Source organism: Allobosea sp. BE125 (assembly GCF_031456075.1).
Taxonomy (GTDB): Bacteria; Pseudomonadota; Alphaproteobacteria; order Rhizobiales; family Beijerinckiaceae; genus Allobosea.
Genome location: NZ_JAVDTY010000006.1, coordinates 58,418 through 77,493, shown reverse-complemented (window position 1 = coordinate 77,493; position 19,076 = coordinate 58,418). Strand labels below are relative to the sequence as shown.

General features: G+C 65.2%; 15 protein-coding genes and 1 pseudogene. 7 read left to right on the top strand and 9 right to left on the bottom strand.

From position 1 onward, the window contains the following. Nucleotide 1 precedes the first annotated feature (1 nt). The gene (locus J2Y55_RS15100; protein WP_310154566.1) at nt 2-454 is read left to right on the top strand and encodes a response regulator; all 453 of its coding nucleotides are present in this window, start codon (nt 2-4) and stop codon (nt 452-454) included. Nucleotides 455-981: 527 nt separating this feature from the next. Further along, nucleotides 982-3,030 carry a heavy metal translocating P-type ATPase gene (locus tag J2Y55_RS15095; protein ID WP_310154563.1) on the top strand — a complete coding sequence of 683 codons (2,049 nt, stop codon included), beginning with the start codon at nt 982-984 and terminating at the stop codon, nt 3,028-3,030. Between the two features lie 468 nt (nt 3,031-3,498). Here J2Y55_RS15095 and J2Y55_RS15090 read toward each other — a convergent pair whose 3' ends face one another. Beyond that, on the bottom strand, nt 3,499-4,236 hold the full coding sequence (locus J2Y55_RS15090; protein ID WP_310154558.1) for an SDR family NAD(P)-dependent oxidoreductase: 738 nt from the start codon (nt 4,234-4,236) through the stop codon (nt 3,499-3,501). Nucleotides 4,237-4,342: 106 nt separating this feature from the next. On the opposite strand from J2Y55_RS15090, the gene J2Y55_RS15085 reads away from it, so the two are divergent. Beyond that, nucleotides 4,343-4,951, top strand: coding sequence for a TetR/AcrR family transcriptional regulator (locus J2Y55_RS15085; RefSeq protein ID WP_310154556.1), 609 nt, complete (start codon nt 4,343-4,345; stop codon nt 4,949-4,951). A 140-nt stretch (nt 4,952-5,091) separates the two neighbouring features. On the opposite strand, the gene J2Y55_RS15080 is transcribed toward J2Y55_RS15085, so the two are convergent. From J2Y55_RS15080 to J2Y55_RS15070, 4 genes are all read right to left on the bottom strand, one after another. Further along, on the bottom strand, nt 5,092-5,337 hold the full coding sequence (locus J2Y55_RS15080; RefSeq protein ID WP_310154552.1) for a hypothetical protein: 246 nt from the start codon (nt 5,335-5,337) through the stop codon (nt 5,092-5,094). Nucleotides 5,338-5,600: 263 nt separating this feature from the next. Beyond that, nucleotides 5,601-6,104 (bottom strand): hydantoinase B/oxoprolinase family protein, encoded by a 504-nt coding sequence (locus J2Y55_RS30100; RefSeq protein WP_404978941.1) that lies wholly within the window; start codon nt 6,102-6,104, stop codon nt 5,601-5,603. A gap of 218 nt (nt 6,105-6,322) precedes the next feature. Beyond that, nucleotides 6,323-7,426 (bottom strand): phosphatase PAP2 family protein, encoded by a 1,104-nt coding sequence (locus J2Y55_RS15075; protein WP_310154550.1) that lies wholly within the window; start codon nt 7,424-7,426, stop codon nt 6,323-6,325. A gap of 44 nt (nt 7,427-7,470) precedes the next feature. Further along, nucleotides 7,471-9,210 (bottom strand): adenylate/guanylate cyclase domain-containing protein, encoded by a 1,740-nt coding sequence (locus tag J2Y55_RS15070; protein ID WP_310154547.1) that lies wholly within the window; start codon nt 9,208-9,210, stop codon nt 7,471-7,473. A gap of 217 nt (nt 9,211-9,427) precedes the next feature. On the opposite strand from J2Y55_RS15070, the gene J2Y55_RS15065 reads away from it, so the two are divergent. Next, nucleotides 9,428-10,861, top strand: a complete 1,434-nt coding sequence (locus J2Y55_RS15065) for a S8 family serine peptidase (protein WP_310154544.1) — start codon at nt 9,428-9,430, stop codon at nt 10,859-10,861. A 30-nt stretch (nt 10,862-10,891) separates the two neighbouring features. On the opposite strand, the pseudogene J2Y55_RS15060 reads toward J2Y55_RS15065, so the two are convergent. Continuing rightward, nucleotides 10,892-11,265, bottom strand: a pseudogene (locus J2Y55_RS15060) (VOC family protein). A gap of 228 nt (nt 11,266-11,493) precedes the next feature. Then, nucleotides 11,494-11,700 (bottom strand): hypothetical protein, encoded by a 207-nt coding sequence (locus J2Y55_RS15055; protein WP_310154542.1) that lies wholly within the window; start codon nt 11,698-11,700, stop codon nt 11,494-11,496. 268 nt (nt 11,701-11,968) lie between these two features. On the opposite strand from J2Y55_RS15055, the gene J2Y55_RS15050 reads away from it, so the two are divergent. Next, nucleotides 11,969-12,949 (top strand): ABC transporter substrate-binding protein, encoded by a 981-nt coding sequence (locus tag J2Y55_RS15050; RefSeq protein ID WP_310154538.1) that lies wholly within the window; start codon nt 11,969-11,971, stop codon nt 12,947-12,949. A gap of 33 nt (nt 12,950-12,982) precedes the next feature. Next, a complete protein-coding gene (locus J2Y55_RS15045; protein WP_310155314.1) occupies nt 12,983-14,719 on the top strand; it encodes a cache domain-containing protein in 1,737 nt (578 codons plus the stop codon). Between the two features lie 92 nt (nt 14,720-14,811). Here the strand turns inward: J2Y55_RS15045 and J2Y55_RS15040 are convergent, their stop codons facing one another. Continuing rightward, nucleotides 14,812-15,687, bottom strand: a complete 876-nt coding sequence (locus J2Y55_RS15040) for a Crp/Fnr family transcriptional regulator (RefSeq protein ID WP_310154535.1) — start codon at nt 15,685-15,687, stop codon at nt 14,812-14,814. On the opposite strand from J2Y55_RS15040, the gene J2Y55_RS15035 reads away from it, so the two are divergent. After that, complete coding sequence (locus tag J2Y55_RS15035) at nt 15,661-15,972, top strand: hypothetical protein (RefSeq protein ID WP_310154533.1); 312 nt, start codon at nt 15,661-15,663, stop codon at nt 15,970-15,972. The genes J2Y55_RS15040 and J2Y55_RS15035 overlap by 27 nt on opposite strands. A gap of 41 nt (nt 15,973-16,013) precedes the next feature. Here the strand turns inward: J2Y55_RS15035 and J2Y55_RS15030 are convergent, their stop codons facing one another. Continuing rightward, entirely contained in the window at nt 16,014-18,998 is a 2,985-nt protein-coding gene (locus J2Y55_RS15030; RefSeq protein WP_310154531.1) for a cyclic nucleotide-binding domain-containing protein, read from the bottom strand. Nucleotides 18,999-19,076: the final 78 nt, after the last annotated feature.

Here is a 19,076-nt window from a genome sequence, read left to right as displayed (position 1 = left end):
GATGGCAAAGGCAAAACCCCTGAAGATCCTCATCGTCGAGGACGAGCCCCTCCTGGTGATGGACGTCGAGATGATGGTCGAGGACTCGGGGCATCAGGTCATCGGCGACGCCGCTTCGCTCGGCGAGGTCGAGGCACTGACTCTCGCCAGCGAGCCAGACCTGGTCTTTGTCGACATGCAGCTGGCCAAGGGGAGCAACGGTCTGGACGTCTCGGCCCTGGTGCAGCGCAGGTGGCCGGAAGCCTTCATCGTTTACGTCACGGCCAATCCCCGCATGATCCCCGAGGACTTCGCCGGCGGCCACGGCGTCATCGCCAAGCCGTTCTCGCGCACCGGGTTCCTGGCGGCGATGCGCTATCTCGAAGAGGGGATCATCGCGCCGCCGCCTTCGATAGCGCGGCCCGTGGATTTCGTCGGGGCGCGAGCTCTGGATGCATGGCAGGTCGCTACCTAGGGTCGCGGCCCCGGCAACCCAGGAGGTGCCAGGAGCCACCGTTCCTGAGCCGTTGCAGCAATCTGTGTCGATGCCCGAAATGAGCCCGCGATGATGGCGCTCGCGTCGTCCTTCTGAAGCGGCTAGGCCGGTGAGATGAGCCAGGTCAATGTCACCTGTCCTGCCGGCATCCGGCCTCGACGACCTCGCATTCAGTCCCTGGATAAAGGATCGCGTCGCGGAACCGATCCGCGTTGAAGGCGGCCTATGCGCCCTGCCCCGGCATCCCGGCGCGAGGACGATCCGCCAAGCTCCGCTCCTCGGCATCGGCGGGCATTGCCGATCGCCCCGGGCGTGCGAGCCGTGGCTTCGACCAGCCGCGCTCCCGACCCCTCCTCCATGGTGATGGCCGCCTTCGATCGCTCAGGCTGCGGCCCCTGCACGATGACGGCGGATACTGGCCCTAGGAGACTCAGATTGTAATTGGAATAATTCTAAACTAAGAATCGGTGACCGAGGCAAAATCCGTTCGACGGGACGACACCGCCATGACGACAGTCACCCTTTCCAGCCCCTTGTGCCCCGCAAGCCACCAGCCCTGCACCTGCTTCCGGCCCTTCGAGCCCACCTGCTCGGCGAGCGCGGCCGAGCAGGCCAAGCGGTCGCCCGGCTGGATGGGAGACCGGATTCCGCGGGCGCTCAGCCTGTTTGGCCATGATGTCGAGACCGTCGAGGTCTTGCGGGTTGCGGTCGTCGCGGTCTCGGCGGCGCTGGTCTGGTTCGGCCTGACCGGGAGCGTGGCCGGCGTCGATGTCGTGGGCGCGGCGGGGTTGCTGTTCGGCGCCTGGCCGATCCTGCGCGAGGCTTTTGAGAACATCAAAGAGCGGCGGATGACGATGGAGTTGTCCATGTCGATCGCCATCCTCGCGGCTGCGGCGATCTCGGAGTTCTTCACGGCGCTGGTCGTGACCTTCTTCGTGCTGGTCGCGGAGGAGCTTGAGCATCTGACCGTCGATCGCGGGCGGGCGGCGATCGCCGACCTCATCGATGTCATGCCGCATGAGGCGACCGTGCGCCGCAACGGCGTGATCTCGCTGGTTCCGATCGAGACGATCGTCGTCGGCGACCGGGTGCTGGTCGCGCCCGGCGAAAACATCCCCGTCGACGGCGTGGTCAGGTCCGGCCTCTCCTATGTCGACCAGGCGCGCATCTCCGGCGAATCGATGCCTGTCCGGCGCAGCGAAGGCGACGCCGTCTTTGCCGGGTCGATCAACCAGTCCGGCGCGCTCGACATCCAGGTGGATCGCATCGGGCGCGACACCAGCTTCGGCCGGATCATCGACGCCATCGAGAACGCCGAGCAGTCGCGGGCGCCGGTCCAGCGCCTGGCCGACCAGCTCGCCGGTTATCTCGTCTATTTTTCCTTCGCCGCGGCGATCCTGACCTATTGGCTCACCGGGAACGTCCGCGACACGATCTCCGTGATCATCGTCGCCGGCGCCTGCGGCGTGGCTGCCGGCACGCCGCTGGCGGTGCTCGGCGGCATCGGCCGCGCCGCACGCAGCGGCGCGATCATCAAAGGCGGCATGCATCTCGAAACGCTCGGCCGCATCGACACGATCGTGCTCGACAAGACGGGTACGCTGACATTCGGCGAACCACGGGTCTCGGCAATCCACCCGGCGCCCGGCCGTTCGGAGCTTGAGCTCTTGACGCTGGCGGCATCGGCGGAGCTGCGCTCCGAGCATCCGCTTGCCAAGGCGATCGTCGCGGAAGCGCGTGCACGCGGCATCGCGGTGCCGGAGCCCGACAGCTTCGACTATACGCTCGGGCGTGGCGTCGCAGCCCAGCTCGGCTCCAGCCGCATCCTGATCGGCAGCGTCAAGCTGCTGCAGGCGGAGGGCGTCGCCCTCCCCGCCGAGAGCGCCCAGGCCATGTCCTCCGAGATCTGCGTCGCGGTCAACGGGCTCTTTGCCGGGTCTTTCGCTGTCGCCGACGAGGTCAGGCCCGAGGCCGCGGCCGCGATCGCCGCCCTGCACGCGATGAAGATCCGCACCATCCTGCTCACCGGCGACAATGCCACGGTCGCCGAAAGCGTCGGCGCGTCGCTGCGGATCGGGACCGTCGAGGCCGGCATGCTGCCCGAGCAGAAGCTGGAACGGGTTCGGCAACTGGTGGCGTCCGGCGCCAAGGTGGCCATGCTCGGCGACGGCATCAACGACGCCCCGGCCCTGACGGCGGCAAGCGTCGGCATCGCCATGGGCTCGGGCACCGACGTCGCCAAGGAGAGCGCCGATATCGTCCTTCTCGCCAATGATCTGGAGCGTCTCGTCGAGACGGTGCGGATCGCGCAGAGGACGCGCGGCGTCATCTGGCAGAATTTCTCGGGCACGATCGCGGTCGACGCGCTCGGCATCGGGCTTGCCGCCTTCGGCTTCCTCAACCCGCTCTTCGCGGCCTTCATCCACGTATCGTCCGAGCTGATCTTCATCTCCAACTCGGCGCGGCTGCTTCCCGCCGCCGACGAGCTGAAGCTTGGACGCGCGCCGCGGAGCGCAGCTGTCGGCACCGCGAGCGACCCGACCAGCCGGCACTGAGCCTCAGGGTCGGCCTCGCACCGGCGGCGCGAGCGGCCTGCGAGGCCTTGGTGGTGGATGGCGCCGTCGCGCGCCATCCGGGCATGGACAGGGCCAACCGCGCATCGTTGCGGGTGAGTGCGCCCATAAACGCCAGTCGGACGTCCCGGTGAATTGCGCCACAACCAGACACTGGAAGATCGCCCGAAACCGGACATTGCTTGTGCGCCGCCGAAGGTAAGCTCCCGACCCATCCAGGACTGCGGGCGGGCCCGGTTCCTGGCGGGCCGATCGACCCGGCAGGTGACGCCAGGATTGGACCGGCGCTGCGTGCAAGCGATCGCCCGCGCCCCGACCGCGTGGCCAGAGCGTTTTCGAGCGAAGTGGACACCGGTTCCCCCGCGACAAACGCGAAGCGTTTGCGCGGAGAAAATGCGATAAAACAAGGAGCGAGAGCATTTTCGAGATTCGGAGAAACGCGGAAATGCGCTAGGCGGTCCATCCGCCATCGATGGTCAGGCTAGCGCCGGTCATGTAGCCGGCCCCATGGCCCGTCAGCCAGGCGACCAAGTCGGCGATTTCATCCGGCTTGCCGATGCGGCCCAGCGGCAGCTTGGGAACGATGTACGCCATCAGGTCAGCGGTCATATCCGTTTCCACCGGGCCGGGCTGAACGTTGTTGATGGTGATCTGGCGGGGCGCGAAGTCGAGTGCGGCGCCGCGCACCAACTGGGCCACGGCAGCCTTGGTCATGGCGTAGACGCTGGAACCGGGCGAGCCGATCCGCTCGGCGGTGTTGCTCCCGATGGTCACGATACGCCCCCCCTTCAACAGGTGGGGGGCAGCGTAGCGGATCGCGGCGAACACCCCGCGCACATTGATTGCCAGCATGCGGTCGAAGTCGTCCATGGCGAACTGATCGATGGCGCCGCCCATCAGGATGCCGGCGTTGACGACCAGCACCCCTAGCGTGCCGACGCGCTCGACAGCGGCCTCGACCGCCAGGCGCACGGCCTCGGGATCAGCGCTGTCGGCCCGAATGGCAAGCGCCGTCCCGCCGCCGGCTTCGATGTCCTGGACCAGCGCGGCGGCTCGATCCGGCGCGCTGACATAGGTGAAGGCGACGGCGCGTCCGTCGGCGGCCAGACGACGAACGATGGCGGCGCCCATGCCGCGCGCGCCGCCGAAAATCAGGGCTGGCGCGGTGGCGGAAAAGCTGGTGGTCATGTGCGATCCTCATTCTTGACTGATTGGTCCTAAATCAATCCTGCATTCGGGACCGTTCAGTCAAGAGCGTTCTGGACTGATCGATCAAAATTGGTACAATGCGATCATGGCCAGACCTACCGAGTTCGATCGAGACGAGGCCATCGCCAGCGCGATCAAGGTGTTCGCGCGCCAGGGCTTCGAGGCGGCCTCGACCAGCGACTTGCTCGAAGCTATGGGCATCGCCCGGCAAAGCCTCTACGGCGCGTTCGGAGACAAGCGCAGCCTGTTCCTGGAGGCCCTGCGCCGCTACGCGGCCGGCTCACTTGCGCAGATGCGCGAGGCCCTTGCGGAAGGGACGGCGGCCGAAGGCATCGAGGCGGCCCTGCTGGTCGGGTTGGGCTCCAGTGACGATGTCGAAAGCGGCTGCCTGGGGGTCGGGTCGGTTGTCGAGTTCAGCCGCTCGGACCCCGAGATCAACGCCCTCAATGACGCCGCCGGCGAGACCGTAGCCGCGGCCTTCTCTGCCAGAGTTCGCGATGGTGTCGAGGCCGGCGAACTTGACGCGGGGCTCGACACCGACGCTGTCGGCCGGATGCTGCTGGTCCTGCGTTCGGGCCTCAAGGTCGCGGCGCGAGGCGGCGCCGGCGAGGCTGAACTCCGCGACACAGCCCGTCTGGCGCTGCGCGGCCTGACCTCAACAAGATCTGGCAGCGAGTGTCGCTCTCCACCCTAACTGAGCCCTTGGACGCACGCTTCGGCAGCAGTCGGCCCTGCGCCCATTGCCGACATTCGAAACCACCCGGACAGCGGACATAGCTGAAACGCGCGGAACCACTGTCCAGGCGCGCTGCCTGCCGAACAGCCCTTTTCGTCTCAGCGACGGCCGCTCGAAACCCGAGCCTGATGCCCACTGGACAGGAACTGCATGAAAGCCGGCGGGAGCTCGATGAATTCGAGCGCTTCCTGACGGATATCGAAATCCGCGATAGCCTCGGTCAGCATCTCGAATTCCCGCTCACCGTCGGAATCCCGCGACGATGAGATCAGCTGTGCAGCTCGCAGCACAGCAGCCTTCCGCTGTTCATAAGACGAGATCATCACGGCGTCGGCGTTGGGCATGACACCACCTCATCGCTACGCAACCTCACATCGGCCAAGCTAGCGACCAATGCGCTGGAATACGAGTCGCTTGTACAAGATGGCTCGGTAGCCGGCCCCTCCCCCTAGTGTCGCCGAGAGTGTGCCGCAGCGCCGCAATGACCGTGCGCCCTGCGCCCTACCCGTACATCGGCGAGCACGCGTGATGATTTGCAGCTCGCGCCAAGATTTGCCTGAGAGCCGATTTGCCCGATGCCGGTGAAGCGCCAGTTCCTGACATGCGACTACCGTCTGGAAGCGGACGTTGGATTGAACTCGCCAGTGTACGATGACGGCGCGAAGGTCATTCTCGCTGTCATGGTTCGATGTGTCGCGCGAACGACCTGCGAGCGCGACGCGGCACCCTTTTGACCAAGTTCTGACTTTATTGGGGGATGGCCAGCCGATCGTGGTGCAAGCGCATCGCATTGATCTTCTCGATATCGACGCCAACAGCTCCAGCAGCAAACGCCAATCGCCACCCTATAGATGCTCGATGCGGTCTCGGCCGAAACGAAGCCGTGCTTCACATCGCGTAGCTCGGCCGCGAGATCACGCATAGTCCATATCACCATGCCGCTGCGGAAACGCCCGGCACCGGCTGTATCCGCGAGCAACTCTCTGCGCCGGACAAAGACCAGCGCGTTCATCTCCTGAACTCCGACCAGCGTATTGGTGCCGTTGGTCGGAGAGGTCGTGGCTTGCTGCCCATCGCGATGGCGAAGGGCGCCAATACCGCCGATCGCCATCATCCAGGAAAGATTGCCTTTGAACCGGTCTCGGTGAGGCTGCTAGCCAAGGTTTCGGACGGCGCGGAGGATAAACGCGGGAATACGATTGCACCGGTCCCCCGTGAGCACTGGGCCCACGGGAAGACGATCAAGGAGGCCGACCGCGGCTGGCCGTGGTCGCGGCGGAACGGTGTAAGGCAGGGCTCTCGCCTGCGTCGCGAGCGGGACCTCCGGCATTACTTGCGCGGCTCCCACTCCTGGCGCGCAAGGGCAAGCCAGCCATTGTCGTAGATGGGCTGTCCGGCGATCGACAACGGCCCTCCGGAATCGTCCTTGAGTTGGTTATCAGGAGCGCCGTCGCCATCGTTGTCGACACCGCGGCCGGCGATCCGTGGGCATTTGAGCATCAGCGGGAACGCGCCTTCGGCCAGGCGAAGACCGCCTCTGGTGTCGCTCGGATAATGCACTCCGAGGACCTCGCGGAGCTTCGCGATGCGCTCGGCCAGCAGCCAGAACGGACCCGGCTGGCCCTCGGGGTTGGTGGCGTCCGGGGGGCGTGAACCGAGCGCAACCGGAACCACTTGCTCCAGGCATTTCGCAATGAGGAAGGACTGGGTTGCATGCCCGCTCGGATAGGCTGGATGCCCTGGGGGATCGATTGGCGCGAGCAGGCTCGGATCGAGGCGGACGGGCCGCGGGCGATTGAATATGTCCTTATAGTACATGCAAAGGAATTGCCCAAGTCGCAGCGCCGCAGCTGCGAAGTAATATGTATACGGATGCGTCTGAAGGTTGAATTGCAGCAAGGCGCGGAAATATCCGATGATGCCGTTGCGTTGAGCCAGCGATTCTGCCATCGCTCCGGACCGGAATTGAGCAAGTCGCCGCAGGTGTTTTAATTCTCTTTGAACCGTCGAACAGTTATCATCATCGATATCGCTAATTAAATCGATGTCGGCCTGCATGTCGCTGAGATGCATGAGCTTTGTCCAGGCCAATTGACCTGATGAATTCTTCAACTTCATAAATTCTGCAAGAACGAGCAAAGAGGCGTTGTCGGGTGTGAAGTCAGTCAGACGCGGCTCGATCGCCTCGGGGGCGATAGGCCAGCAATCGGTCGGCAAAGTGGGCGGCCAGGCATGGCCCAGGCGCGGCGGCCAGCGATGGCCGCGATAATCCGTTTCGCCGTTGCTTTTCCGGATATCCCTTTCCGGCGCGACGCCGATTGGGCGGATAACAGAACCGCGGCCGCCGCCCAGCGCGTCGAAGTTCTCAAAGCCTTCCGCTCCATCGGCCCCGTCAGCCCCGTCGGCGGGACCGAATGCACCATTGCGCGCCATCTCCCCCTCCACGTTAGGACATTGATGCTATTATGCCCTCGCTATCAGTTCGGCAGGCCTGCCTGCTGCAAATGCGCGGCGAAGGCCTCGCGCAGGCCAGGTTCGAAAAACGGCAGGCGTGTACGTGAATACGTTTCCAGCGAGAAGCCGGGGCGCACGGCCATGAACCGGGCAGCCACCTGCCGGGCATCGTCTCGCGAGCCTGCCGCGGCCAAAGCCGCCGCGAGCAGCAGGAGCGTCGCCCCATGCAGCGGGTTTTCAGCCAATGAGCGGCGTTGCCAGCGCACAGCCTCGTCGAAGCTGCCGTTGGCATAGTGCGCGATGCCCAGAAACATGAGCTGTGAATAGCGCATCGGATCATGCGGCGAGAGCCGAAGTCCTTGTTCGGCGCGGCGCACCGCCTCCTCGCCTTTACCAAGATAGGCGAGCGTCGCGCTCGACAGCGTCCAGACGAGCGGGTGGTTCGGGCAGGCCGCGAGAGCCTGGCTAAAACATTGCAGCGCGGCGTCGCTGTCACGCCGCAGCATCGTGTTCATATGGCCCAGAGTGGCAAGAGCCAATGCGTTCGCCCTGTCGATGTTTGTGGCACGCGTTGCAAGCTCAAGCGCCTGCAAAGCGTCGTCGTCGGGATGCTGCGACCACCCGCGCCCGATCCGCACGCTGTGCCAGCGTGCGGCCCAAGCGACCGGCAGGGCGAAATCGGGCTCCTCAACCATGGCCTCGCCCAGGTAGCTGCGCGCTCGCTCGAACGTGGCGTAATCCGCACTCGCTATTGTGTAGAGGGCGCGCAGCATCCGATCATAGGCCGTCAGACTCTCCGGCGCCTTGCGCATCGCGCGCTGGAGTTCGGCGGAGCGCACCTGTGGCGCGAGCCCCATCGCGATCTTGCGGGCCACCTCGTCCTGCAGATCGAAAATCTCGCCCATGCCGATACGGGCGCGCTCGCCCCAGAGCGTTTCACCCGAATGCGTGTCGCAAAGCTGCACAGAGATGCCGTATCCTTCGTTTACGCGGCGCATTCTCCCGAGAAGCGCGTAGCGTACGCCCAGTGCACGACCTACCTCTCGGGGGTCCGGCTGGCGGCCGCGGAAGATGGCACTTGAGGCCGGGGAAACGACGAACAGCTCGTGCAGGCCGGCGAGCGACATGCCCACGTCCTCCGCGAATCCGTCTCCGAAATGAGCATCTTCCGTATCCCCATCCTGATCGAGGAGTGGCAGCACGGCGAGGGAGGGCAGCCCCGCTCCTGTCTGAATCGGAACAGTGACCCGTACCAGCTCGGTCTCGATCGCGAACAGGCGCGCGCGCTTGTGGAAGCCCTTCAGATCGGCATATCCTAGGTCCCGCAGATCAACCTGAGCCGAGGCGTCCAGCGCGTCCCGTGTGCGTTCGGAGATCACGATTCCGCCGGGCGCTGCGTGTGACTGCAGCCGCGCCGCGAAATTCACCGCATCTCCGAAAATCTGGGAGTTACTCTCGATCACGTCGCCGACATGGATTCCGATGCGGAGGACGACAGGCACGGGGTCGACCGAGCCTGCGGCCTCGAGATCGGCCTTGATGCCGTGCTGGATGGCGCGAGCCCATGCGACGGCATCGCCTGCGTTCTGAAACCCGGCCAGGACGCCGTCGCCCAACACGTCCACGATCCGGCCTCTGCACCGTTCCGTCTCGGGCTCGATCAAGCCGCGCAGCAGGGCCATCCATCGCCCATAGGTACCGGCCTCATCCGCGGCCATGAGCGTCGAGTAGCCGACAACGTCGGCGAAGGCGATGGCGACCATGTGGCGCTCGCCGTGGGCTGGCGCGGGTACATTTCCGTCGACGTCGGAAGCGAACACCATCGGCACACCCACCTGCGGCTGGATCCGATCGGTCGGGGCGCCGTGCGCCGGCCCCCGTGGTATAACAATTATCATGGCGCTCGAAGCGCCCGAGCGCTAGTCTTTTGAGAATGGTGGCCTGCGGGAGCCTGCCCGCGGCAGGATCGGGGGGCTCAGGATGTCGGACCCGAACGAAGTCCGCCTGGTATTGTCCGTTCGCGCCTGGAATGAACTGCGCCAAGCTTACAAGCGTTGGGACTCCGAAGAAGTCCATAGGCAGCTCAACGCCAGAATGCGCCTGGGGCGCGATGACTTGTTCAGCGTGGTTGCCTACCCGTCGAACATTCCGCCCCCTGCTGGCGTCGACATCTCTAGGGATGAGCTTCTCGAGTTTCTGGTTTTCGGGATCATCATTCATGGTGGGCAGGAGGCTGCGGAAGTCTTTGCCAACAGTGTGACGCGCGAGAATCTTGGACCTGGCGCCGCTGTCGGGGCCGATCTCGTGGTGAATCCGGCGCACGATCCATTCTCAACTCATTGGTGCCCGAACGAAGCTGGCGATGGCTTGATGGGAGATCGCGCCGCAGCGCTCAGGACGATCCGAGCGAACCCGTCGTTGCTGACGGCGGCTGGACTGCCCGGGCCTGAGCAAGTCAACATCGTCTTCGTGGACACCGGCTTGCCGTTGCGTCTTCTTCCTGCGGGCAGCTTCAAAGGTTGGCCCGTCCTGGAGGCTTCCGCGCATTCCGGCGCAGTGCGGCTGCCGGGCAACCCGCTGACCTCTCACGGCGAAATGGTGGCGCGAAACGCACGGGCCGTTGCGCTGGCGGCGGCGCCCCCCGCCAAGCTAAAGCTGCTGGATTGCCCGGCAATTCCGGACGGCATCACGCGGTTCCCGGTCTTCCTGAGTTCCGTCGCAGCCGCGCTGTTTTCCATATTCAGCACCATAGCCACCGGGGCGCGGAAGGCAGAGGGTTGGGTGATCTGCAACGCCTGGGCGGTCTTCGATCCAACCGTGAAGCCCGGCCAGGCCAGCTATGCCAACAATCCCGACCACCCGATTGCGATCGCATTGCGGCTGTTGAACGATACTGGAGCCGATCTGGTCTTTGCCGCCGGCAATTGTGGCCAATTCTGCCCAAACCCACGCTGCTCACCGGATTTCACCGGTCCCTCCCGCGGCATCAACGGGGCCAACGCGTTGCGGGAGGTGCTGACGGTGGGCGCCGTGCGCAACGATCAGGTTTGGCTCGGCTATTCGGGCCAGGGTCCGGGTATCGCCGGCATGGCCAACAACAAACCGGACATATGTGCGCCCAGCCAGTTTGCGAGTGACGACTACCCAGGCAGCAACACCGGCACCTCCGCGGCATGTGGCCTTGCGGCGGGCGCTGTCGCGCTCCTGCGCACGAGATGGCCGTCCGGCAGGCTGATGCCAGACACGCTCGCGGGTGCCATCCGGCGCAACGCGGATCAGCCCTATGGTCCTGCGGACTGGCAGGAGCGAACTGGGCACGGCATTCTCGACCTCGCGGCGACCGCAGCAGACCTGCATCAGCGATTTCCACCCGCGGCGCGACGAAGCGCTGTTCGACGGTCAGGAGCGCATTAGCTGTTTCGCGGGCGGCTGTTGCTAGCTGTGTTACTTCGTCGGCTGAGAGCGCGCGGTGAGCTTGTTTCCGTCCGGATCGCGAAGGTAGGCGACGAAGGCTCCGTTCGGGCGCTCGCTGGGTGGGCTCTCGATCGCCGTGCCTCCATGCGTGGTGCCGGCCTTATGCCAAGCGAGCACATGGTCACGGCTCGCAGCGGCGATACCGATAGTCCCACCGTTGGCCGCGGTCGCTGGACTGCCGTCGATCGGCTTCGTGATCATCAGCCGACCGCCCTTGTGGGCATAAAACAGCCTGCCTCTGGCATCGATCTCGCCAGGCTCGCCTCCCAAGCGGCGAATGTGGCGTCGTAGAAATCTCTAGCCCGCTCCAGGTCGTTGCTGCCGATCATGACGTGAGTGAACATAGTTTTATCCCCAAAGAGGGCCTGCGCGAGATAATCGAACGCGGAGACGAGCGGCTGACCGCGAATAAAGACCGATGATCGTCAGCCGCCCTGTGCGGCCTTGGAGACATGATCAGTACGCAGCCTTCAATTCAGCGGGCCGGAGCGCCGACGCCTAGCATATCTCTTTCGATGACGAATTCAGGCGTGACACGTCTCCATGATAAGGGGGACGCTGATTTCGGCTCTTCATTGCGTGCGCAGCGCCTCGCACTCGCCAGACTGGGCGTTCCGAAGGCCGAGCCGGACGACGATCAGGTCCGTTTTCCCGTCAGGGGTAACTCGGACGACGCTGCCATCCTCCTTCAGGATATAAGCCGAAAGCCCCGCGCGACGCGTCTGCTCGACTGCGCGCCGATGGAATTGTTCGAGCCTATCCTCAGGAATGGCGGTCATGTCGCGCGCTCCAAGGCTTCCAGAGCCTCAACGGATACGCGCTCCGGCATCCAGGGAATGTGAGGTGGATCACATAAGGAACGTCGTGCTGCGGGCCTCGTCTTGAGGTGTGGGACATGGGTATCGGCTTTCGGAGGGCAGGCTGTGCGGCTATACTGCCGTTCGGTCACCGGGGCAGATTGCGCGCTGCAGGACAACAGCGGCTTCTGGTTCGAAGGGGATGAGTTTGCGTTTCTTGCCCTCCGCTCCCGCCCGAGCTGCGGGTCGAATGAGGCGGCGCGATTTTATCGCGCTTGCCGGCGGGGCAGCGGCGTGGATGAGCCCGGCCCGCGCCCAGCGGCCAGCCATGCCGGTGATCGGCTATCTCGGCTCCGAGGCCCCCGAACCCTATGCCAGCCGCCTCGATGCCTTCCGCGAGGGCTTGGCGGAATCCGGTTACGTTGAGGGTCGCAATGTAAGCATCGCATTTCGATGGGCAGAGGGCCAATATCGTCGCCTGCCCGCGCTCGCGATGGATCTCGTCGACCGTCAGGTGACCGTGATCGTGGCGCCCGGAGGGGCGGAGGTCGCGCTTGCGGCAAAATCGGCAACGGCAACGATCCCAATCGTCTTCGAGATGGGGGGCGACCCCATTGCACTCGGCGTGGTCGGCAGCCTGTCTCGGCCAGGAGGCAATCTCACGGGGGTGTCGAGCCTGAGCGTCGAGGTCTCGAGCAAGCGCCTGGAGTTCATGACCGAGCTGTTTCCGGCCGCCGAGATAATCGCGGTGGCCGTCAATCCGACCAGCCCGACCTCGGGCTCGCAGATGAGGACGCTGCAGGCGGCGGCAAGCAGCCTGAGATTGCAGCTTCGCATTTTGAATGCCAGCACCGAACAGGAGTTCGACGCGGTGTTCGCGGCCGTGCCTCAGATGGGTGCAAAAGGCCTCGTCTTCACCTCGGATCCCTATTTCGCCTATCGCAGCCAGCGGCTCGCCGAACTTGCGAGCCGCCATGGGGTGCCGGCGATCACCCAGGCTCGCGACTTCCCGATGGCCGGCGGCCTGATGAGCTATGGCGGCGATTTCCGACAGTCGCACCGTCACACCGGGATCTACGCCGGCCGTATCCTCAAGGGCGAGAAACCTTCCAATCTGCCGGTCCAGCGGGTCACCAAAGTCGAGCTTGTCATCAATCTGAAGGCTGCCACTGCCCTGGGAATACCTCTCCCGGTCCCGCTGCTGAGCAGCGCCGACGTCGTGATCGAATGATTGAGCCGGCGAGCCGGCGCAGGGGCCAACACGGTGTCCGATTTACCTCTCGCCCCCCGATCATCACTGTTCGCGAAGTCCTTTCTCGCCCTGTTTGCGGCGGTCGTCGTGCCTCTTCTCATGGCGGGTGGGAGCGAAGCGTGGTTCGGCTTCAATGACCGGCGGGACAGGCTGAATGAGCTTCTGGATGTGGAGGCCCGATCGGCGGCAGCCAAGATCCAGGATTTCATGGATGGAATCCGCGATCAGCTTCAGTGGACCGTTCAGCTGCCCTGGTCGGAGACTGCCGATGACAGGCGCCGGCTCGATGCCCTGCGCCTGCTACGCCAGGTTCCGGCGGTCGTGAGCCTGACCCTCGTCGACGGGGCCGGCAAAGAGCGGCTGTTCGTCTCGCGCATCGGTCTGAACAAGATCGAGGACGGTACCGACCATTCGGGCAATCCAGCCGTCAGGGGTGCGCGCGCGGATCGGGCCTGGCTCGGCCCGGTGACGTTTTATGGCGGCTCGGAACCCTTCGTGACCATCGCCGTCGCAGGCAACCGATCGGCGGCCGGCGTGGCCGTCGCAGAGGTCAACCTCAAATTCATCTGGGATGTCATCTCGGCGATACGGGTGGGGCGAACCGGCGAGGCGTTCGTACTCGACCAGCCCGGCCGCCTCATCGCCCACCCCGACATCAGCCTCGTGTTGCGCGCCGACGAGACGGCGACGCGACCGCTCCAGGCCCTGCGAGCGGCCATTCTCGCGAAGTCCGGCCACGCGATCGCCGGCCGGGACATGGCGGGACAAACGGTGCTGGCGGCGATGGCGGGGATACCCGGTTCCGGCTGGAGCGTCATCGTCAAGCAACCCTTGGCCGAGGCCTTCGCACCCATCTACGCCGGCCTTTGGCGCACCGCCGCGTTGCTTATTGCAGGCGCGGCCCTCGCGGCGATGCTTGCCTACTGGCTGACCCAGCGCATGATCGGACCGATCCGCCTTCTGGAGGACGGCGTCGCGCGGATCGGGGCCGGACAATTCGAGCATCGGATCGACCTCGCCACAGGCGACGAATTCGAGCGGGTGGCGACGCGATTCAATGAGATGGCCGTCGAGTTGGCGGTCTCACAGGAGCGTTCGGAGCGCATCGGCCGGCTCAAGCGCTTTCTCGCGCCGCAAGTCGCCGAACTGGTCGACAGCACGGCCGACGACCATGTGCTCGACGGCCGGCGTGTCGAAGTGGTTGTGGTCTTCTGCGACCTGCGGGGTTTCACTGCCTTCTCCGCTCGGGCGGAGCCCGAAACCGTCATGGCCGTCTTGAGCGAATACTACGACGCTCTCGAACGGGTGATCAGCGCCCATGCCGCGACTTTGACGAGCTTCTCCGGCGACGGAATGATGGTCCTGGTCAACGCTCCGGTATCTTGCCCGGACCCGGCCGTGCGCGCCATCAGGATGGCGAGCGACATGCAAAGGAGCGTGCAGAAGCTCCTGCTCGGCTGGCACGCCCTTGACCATCGGCTTGGCTTCGGCGTCGGGCTGGCGATGGGACCCGCCACGGTCGGGCGGATCGGCTCCGAAGGCCGCCTCGATTACACCGCGATCGGCAACGTCGTGAACCTCGCATCGCGCCTGTGCTCGAGCGCCAACGATACCGAGATCCTCGTCGACCACGTCGCAGCGCTCGCGGCCGGATCGAGCGTCCCTCTCGTCGAACTGGATGTGCGGGCCTTGAAGGGTTTTGACCGGCCTGTGCCGATCTTCGCAGCCGCCATCGGCAGCACCGGCTAAGCACTCACGGCAGCGATCACCGACCAGAGTTCCGCGCTTCGTCTGGCTGTGCCCCAAGCGTGCGAAGGTCGGACCCCGAAGTGATACCGCGTCTAGCTGCGGACCGTCCCGATCTTCGCCAGTGCGCGGAACTGGTCGATATCATGGATCGTCAGGCGCCCACGCCCCAGGGCGAGAAACCCGGCGCGCTTCCAGCCCTGAAGCTGGCGGTTCACCGTTTCACGCGTGACGCCGGCGAGCGATGCCAGTTCCTCCTGAGAGACGTGGATCTCCGACCCGTAATCGGCCGCGAGCATGAGGATACGCCGTGCCAGCCGCGCCGCGGCTGGCAGGAACGCCGTCTCCTCCATGCGCTCGATGACGTCGCGCAGCCGGGCACAAAGGAGGCCGATCAACTGCTGCGCGATCGAGGGCTCGCAATCGAGCAGGGTCAGGAAATCGCGACGTGGCAGGAAGAACATGTCGGTGTCCTCCATCGCGACGGCATCGGCCGTTCGCGAACGACCGTCTAGCAACGCGATTTCACCGATAACGTCGCCACCTCCGACAAGATTCATCGTCATCTGCTGGCCGAGCTCGTCCGTGGTTCCGATGCGGATCAGGCCGCGCCGGATCGCATAAAGCCCGTCGCTCGGGTCTCCTTTCAGGAACAGGACCTCTCGCGCCGCAAGACGCCTATGCCGGCAGATGCCCGCGATCTTGGCAAGGGTGTCCTCAGCAAGGCCTGCGAAGAACGGATTCGCAGACAAGAGGCTCACGATACGAGGAGCCGCATCGTTCATGCGTCGGCCTCCGGTTCGTGTCTTTCCGGCGCGGGTCGGAGCTTGTGTGACGTGGCGCACAGAAGGCCAGACGGGAACGGTCCAGAAACCCGCCCGGACCAGCCGCCGCGACCGTTTCCCACAGTCATGGCGCGACTGACCCGAGGAGGAGGTTTCACCGTGCACAATACTCTGGATCTTCGTCACGCGCCCTTGAAATTAGTGGCCCTGGAACCGCTTCGCGAGACCGCGCAGCCCTTTCAGACTCGGGAATGCCCGTTCCTGGCAGGCGTGACGCGTGCGATCGGGAGCCTGCGGCCTTGGCTGGCGGGGCTTCGCGACAACCGCTGGGCCCGCTTCTGTGCCGGCTCCATCGACGACCGCACGCTCGACGACATTGGTCTGACGCGTACCGATACTCTGTACACCGGCCCGAAGTCCTCACGAGAGAGCAGCCTCGGCCTGCCCAGGGATCTGCGGTCCGATCTTTGAACGGCGCTTTCGTCCTGGCCTCGAGGGAGCGACGCGGGCGCTCAGGGATCGCGCCCGCCATCGTCCTGGCGAGGCTGGCCCGAAGCGGCCACATTGGTCTGGAGGCGCTTGACCATCAGTAGCATGACCGAGAGCGCCATCTGCGGGAACTCGGCGAGCAGCGCCAGGAAGACCTCCTTGCGCAGCTTCAACGCCTCGCCGGACGACGTTGCGACGATCGTCGCCGAGCGAGGATCGCCAGTGACGAGGCCCATCTCGCCGACGATCGCATTCCGGGCGAGGCTCGACATCCGGACGGGTTCGCTTGTGTCGGTCTCGCTCATGACATCGACCGTGCCTGACAGCAGCACATAGGCCGCATCCGATTCATCGCCCCGCCGAAACAGCACGTCGCCTTGGGCAAAGGCGATGCGCTCGCTGGTGAAGGCGAGAAGCTTCAGTCGAGCAGTGTCGAGATTGCCGAAGATGGGCACTGACCGCAGAACCCGGATTTCCGCGCTGTCGAGCAGAACCGCCCGGTCCGGCCCGGAATCGCCCGGGGTCGGCCTGTCCTGCGGGACGGCCGGTCTCGCGCCGTCGAATGCGATGTGCAGATCGTAACCCTGGTCGGGTCCGACATCGCGCCCCGCGACGATCAATGTCCGTCCAGCCATCTCCGCTCGGATGCGATCCAGGATCAGGCCCGCTTCGTTCTGGCCGAAGGCTCCGAAGGCGTTGTTGAGAATGAGCAGTTGCGGCCGCTTGATGAGGCAGCGCGCAAGCGCGATCTGGGCTTTCATGACCGGAAAGAGCAACCGGCCCGCATAGCCGGCCGGCTGATCCAGGCCCCATCCATAGACCTCGGCGTCGAGGCCGAGTTCCGCGAGCGTTTCGCGGACAACCTCGTCGGCGGCATCATGCGTCACCGCCCCGAACAGCAGATTGTCGCGCAGGGGCGCCGCCGGGCAGTAGCGCTGCGGGTCGTAGAAGGCGATCGGCTGGGCCGGATCCGCCGAGCTCCACTCACGAAACGCCGACCGTGCCGCCAGGATGCGGGTCTCGATCGTCATATCCAGCAGGCCGAGACGGTGGCGCGGTTCTGCATAGAGAAAGGCCAGCCCAATCAACCGCGTGCGGTCGGCCTCGCTGCCTGCGCCGACCTCCAGCCGGCCGAGCAGCTCGCGATAGTCCTGGAAATCTTCCGCGGCGATGAAGGAGAACTGCTCGAAGAGCACATGGCTCGGCGCAAGATCGCGGAAGATTTCCAGCATCGTGGCGGCGATGCGCCGCCCGATCCCGGCCAGCGTTTCGGTCAGGGCCAACCCGGCGAGCAGCCGCCGTGTCGGTTCGTGGCTGGCCAGCCGCGTGCCGACCAAAGCGGGGTCGACCGGCATGCCGAAAACGATGTTCTCGCCGATCGTCGCGTTGCGGGTATAGCGCGCCGGGTCGTAGGGCTCGATCGCGCCCTCGGCGCCGCGCGCGGCGAGCCCGGCCTGGATGCGGGCGCGGATGTCCGAAATCCGGAGCACCACATCGGTGGGAGTGGCGGGATCGAGCTTGCGGGCCAGCCCGAACTTGAACACCGGATCGGCGAGCCCGACGATGCGCAAGACCTCGACCAGCCGCGAGGCCAGCTCGCCATGGTCCGCGGCATGGGCCTGGCGATGATCGATGGACCAGCCCGCCAGGTTGGTCGCGTCGCCATTCACGCGGCGCAGGCCGTAGAGGATGTTGTCCCGCAGGCTCCCGTCGAGAATGACCGGTTCGGGCCCGACATAGGCAATCGCCCCGCCGCGCGCCTCCGGCGAGAGTGCCGCCAGCGGAACGCCGGCAATCGTCAGCGCGCCGTCGCCAGCGCTGATACCGCCGCCCAGCAGCTGCGCCAGGATCCCGGCGGCCTCGCTCGCCCCGCCGGACAGGCCGATGTGCCGCTGTAGCGGCAGCGACAACGACAGCCGGTCCAGCACCTGGTCGCCCGCCGCATTCACGACGGTAACGCCCTGCAGCACGATCAGTCCGGCGGCGGGCAAGCCCGCCCTCTCGCCGGCGCCGGTTTCGGCAGGCGTATCGCCCGTCAGCGCGAAATGCTGGGCGACCTGCTCGAACTTGGCCTCTACGTCCAGCCGCTGCTGGTCCCAGTCGATCAGATCTTTGACCGGAGGCGGCAGGTCGCGATACGCCGCGATGACCGCGACGAGCTGGCCGAGATCGAGGCGCCCGGTCAGCGCGAAATAACCTCCGACAGCGTAAAACAGAAAGGGCGTGAGCTGCGCCAGCAGGCTGTTCAGCATCTTGACTGCGAATTTGCGCTCAAAAAGCCGGTAGCGGATACCGAAGAGCTGCTCCAGTCGCTGCGCGACCTGGCTTTTCTCGACGGCGGATGTGCCGTGGTTGAGAACTTCGCCGATGGTCTCGACCACTTCGCCGATCTTGCCGGCCAGGGCCCGCGACGCCATCTGCCGCTCTTTGCCGAGGCGGATCTGCTCGCGCCGCAAGGCGGGAATGACCGCGCCCTGGATCAGGACCATGCTCGCCGCGATCACGCCGAGCGCAAGGTTCTGCACCAGAATGAAAGTCAGCGCGGTCAGCACCTGGCCGCCGAGAAAGACCGGTTGCACGAAGGCATCGCCCACGAACCCGCCGATCGGCTCGACCTCGTCCTTGATGATCGTCGCCGCCTCGGACGGCCTGATGCGCTGCAATGCCTCCGGCTTGAAACTCAGCAGGGCGGAGAACAGATCGAAGCGCAGGCGCTGCAGCAGCCGTTCGCCCAACGCTCCCTTGCGCATGTTCACACGGTATTTGAACCCGCCATTGATCAGGACAAGCAGGAGGAACAGGCCCGAAAGCGCAAACAGATAGGATAGCCGATCGAGCCGGACCCCATCGAACAGCGCGAACGATCCACCAAATGCGCCCGGCAGATTGAGCACGATGTGAAAGAGGCGCGCGGTCTCCTGTCCGCCTGCGAACGCACGGCCCTGCAAGGCATCGGAGATGATGTATTTCGGCAGATCAAGGGAGAGATAATAGAACGGCAAGGACACGACTACGATGCAGAGGATTTTTATCTGCTCAAGTCGACTATTGCGCCAGATATAGCCAAAAATGCTTATCATTGCCGT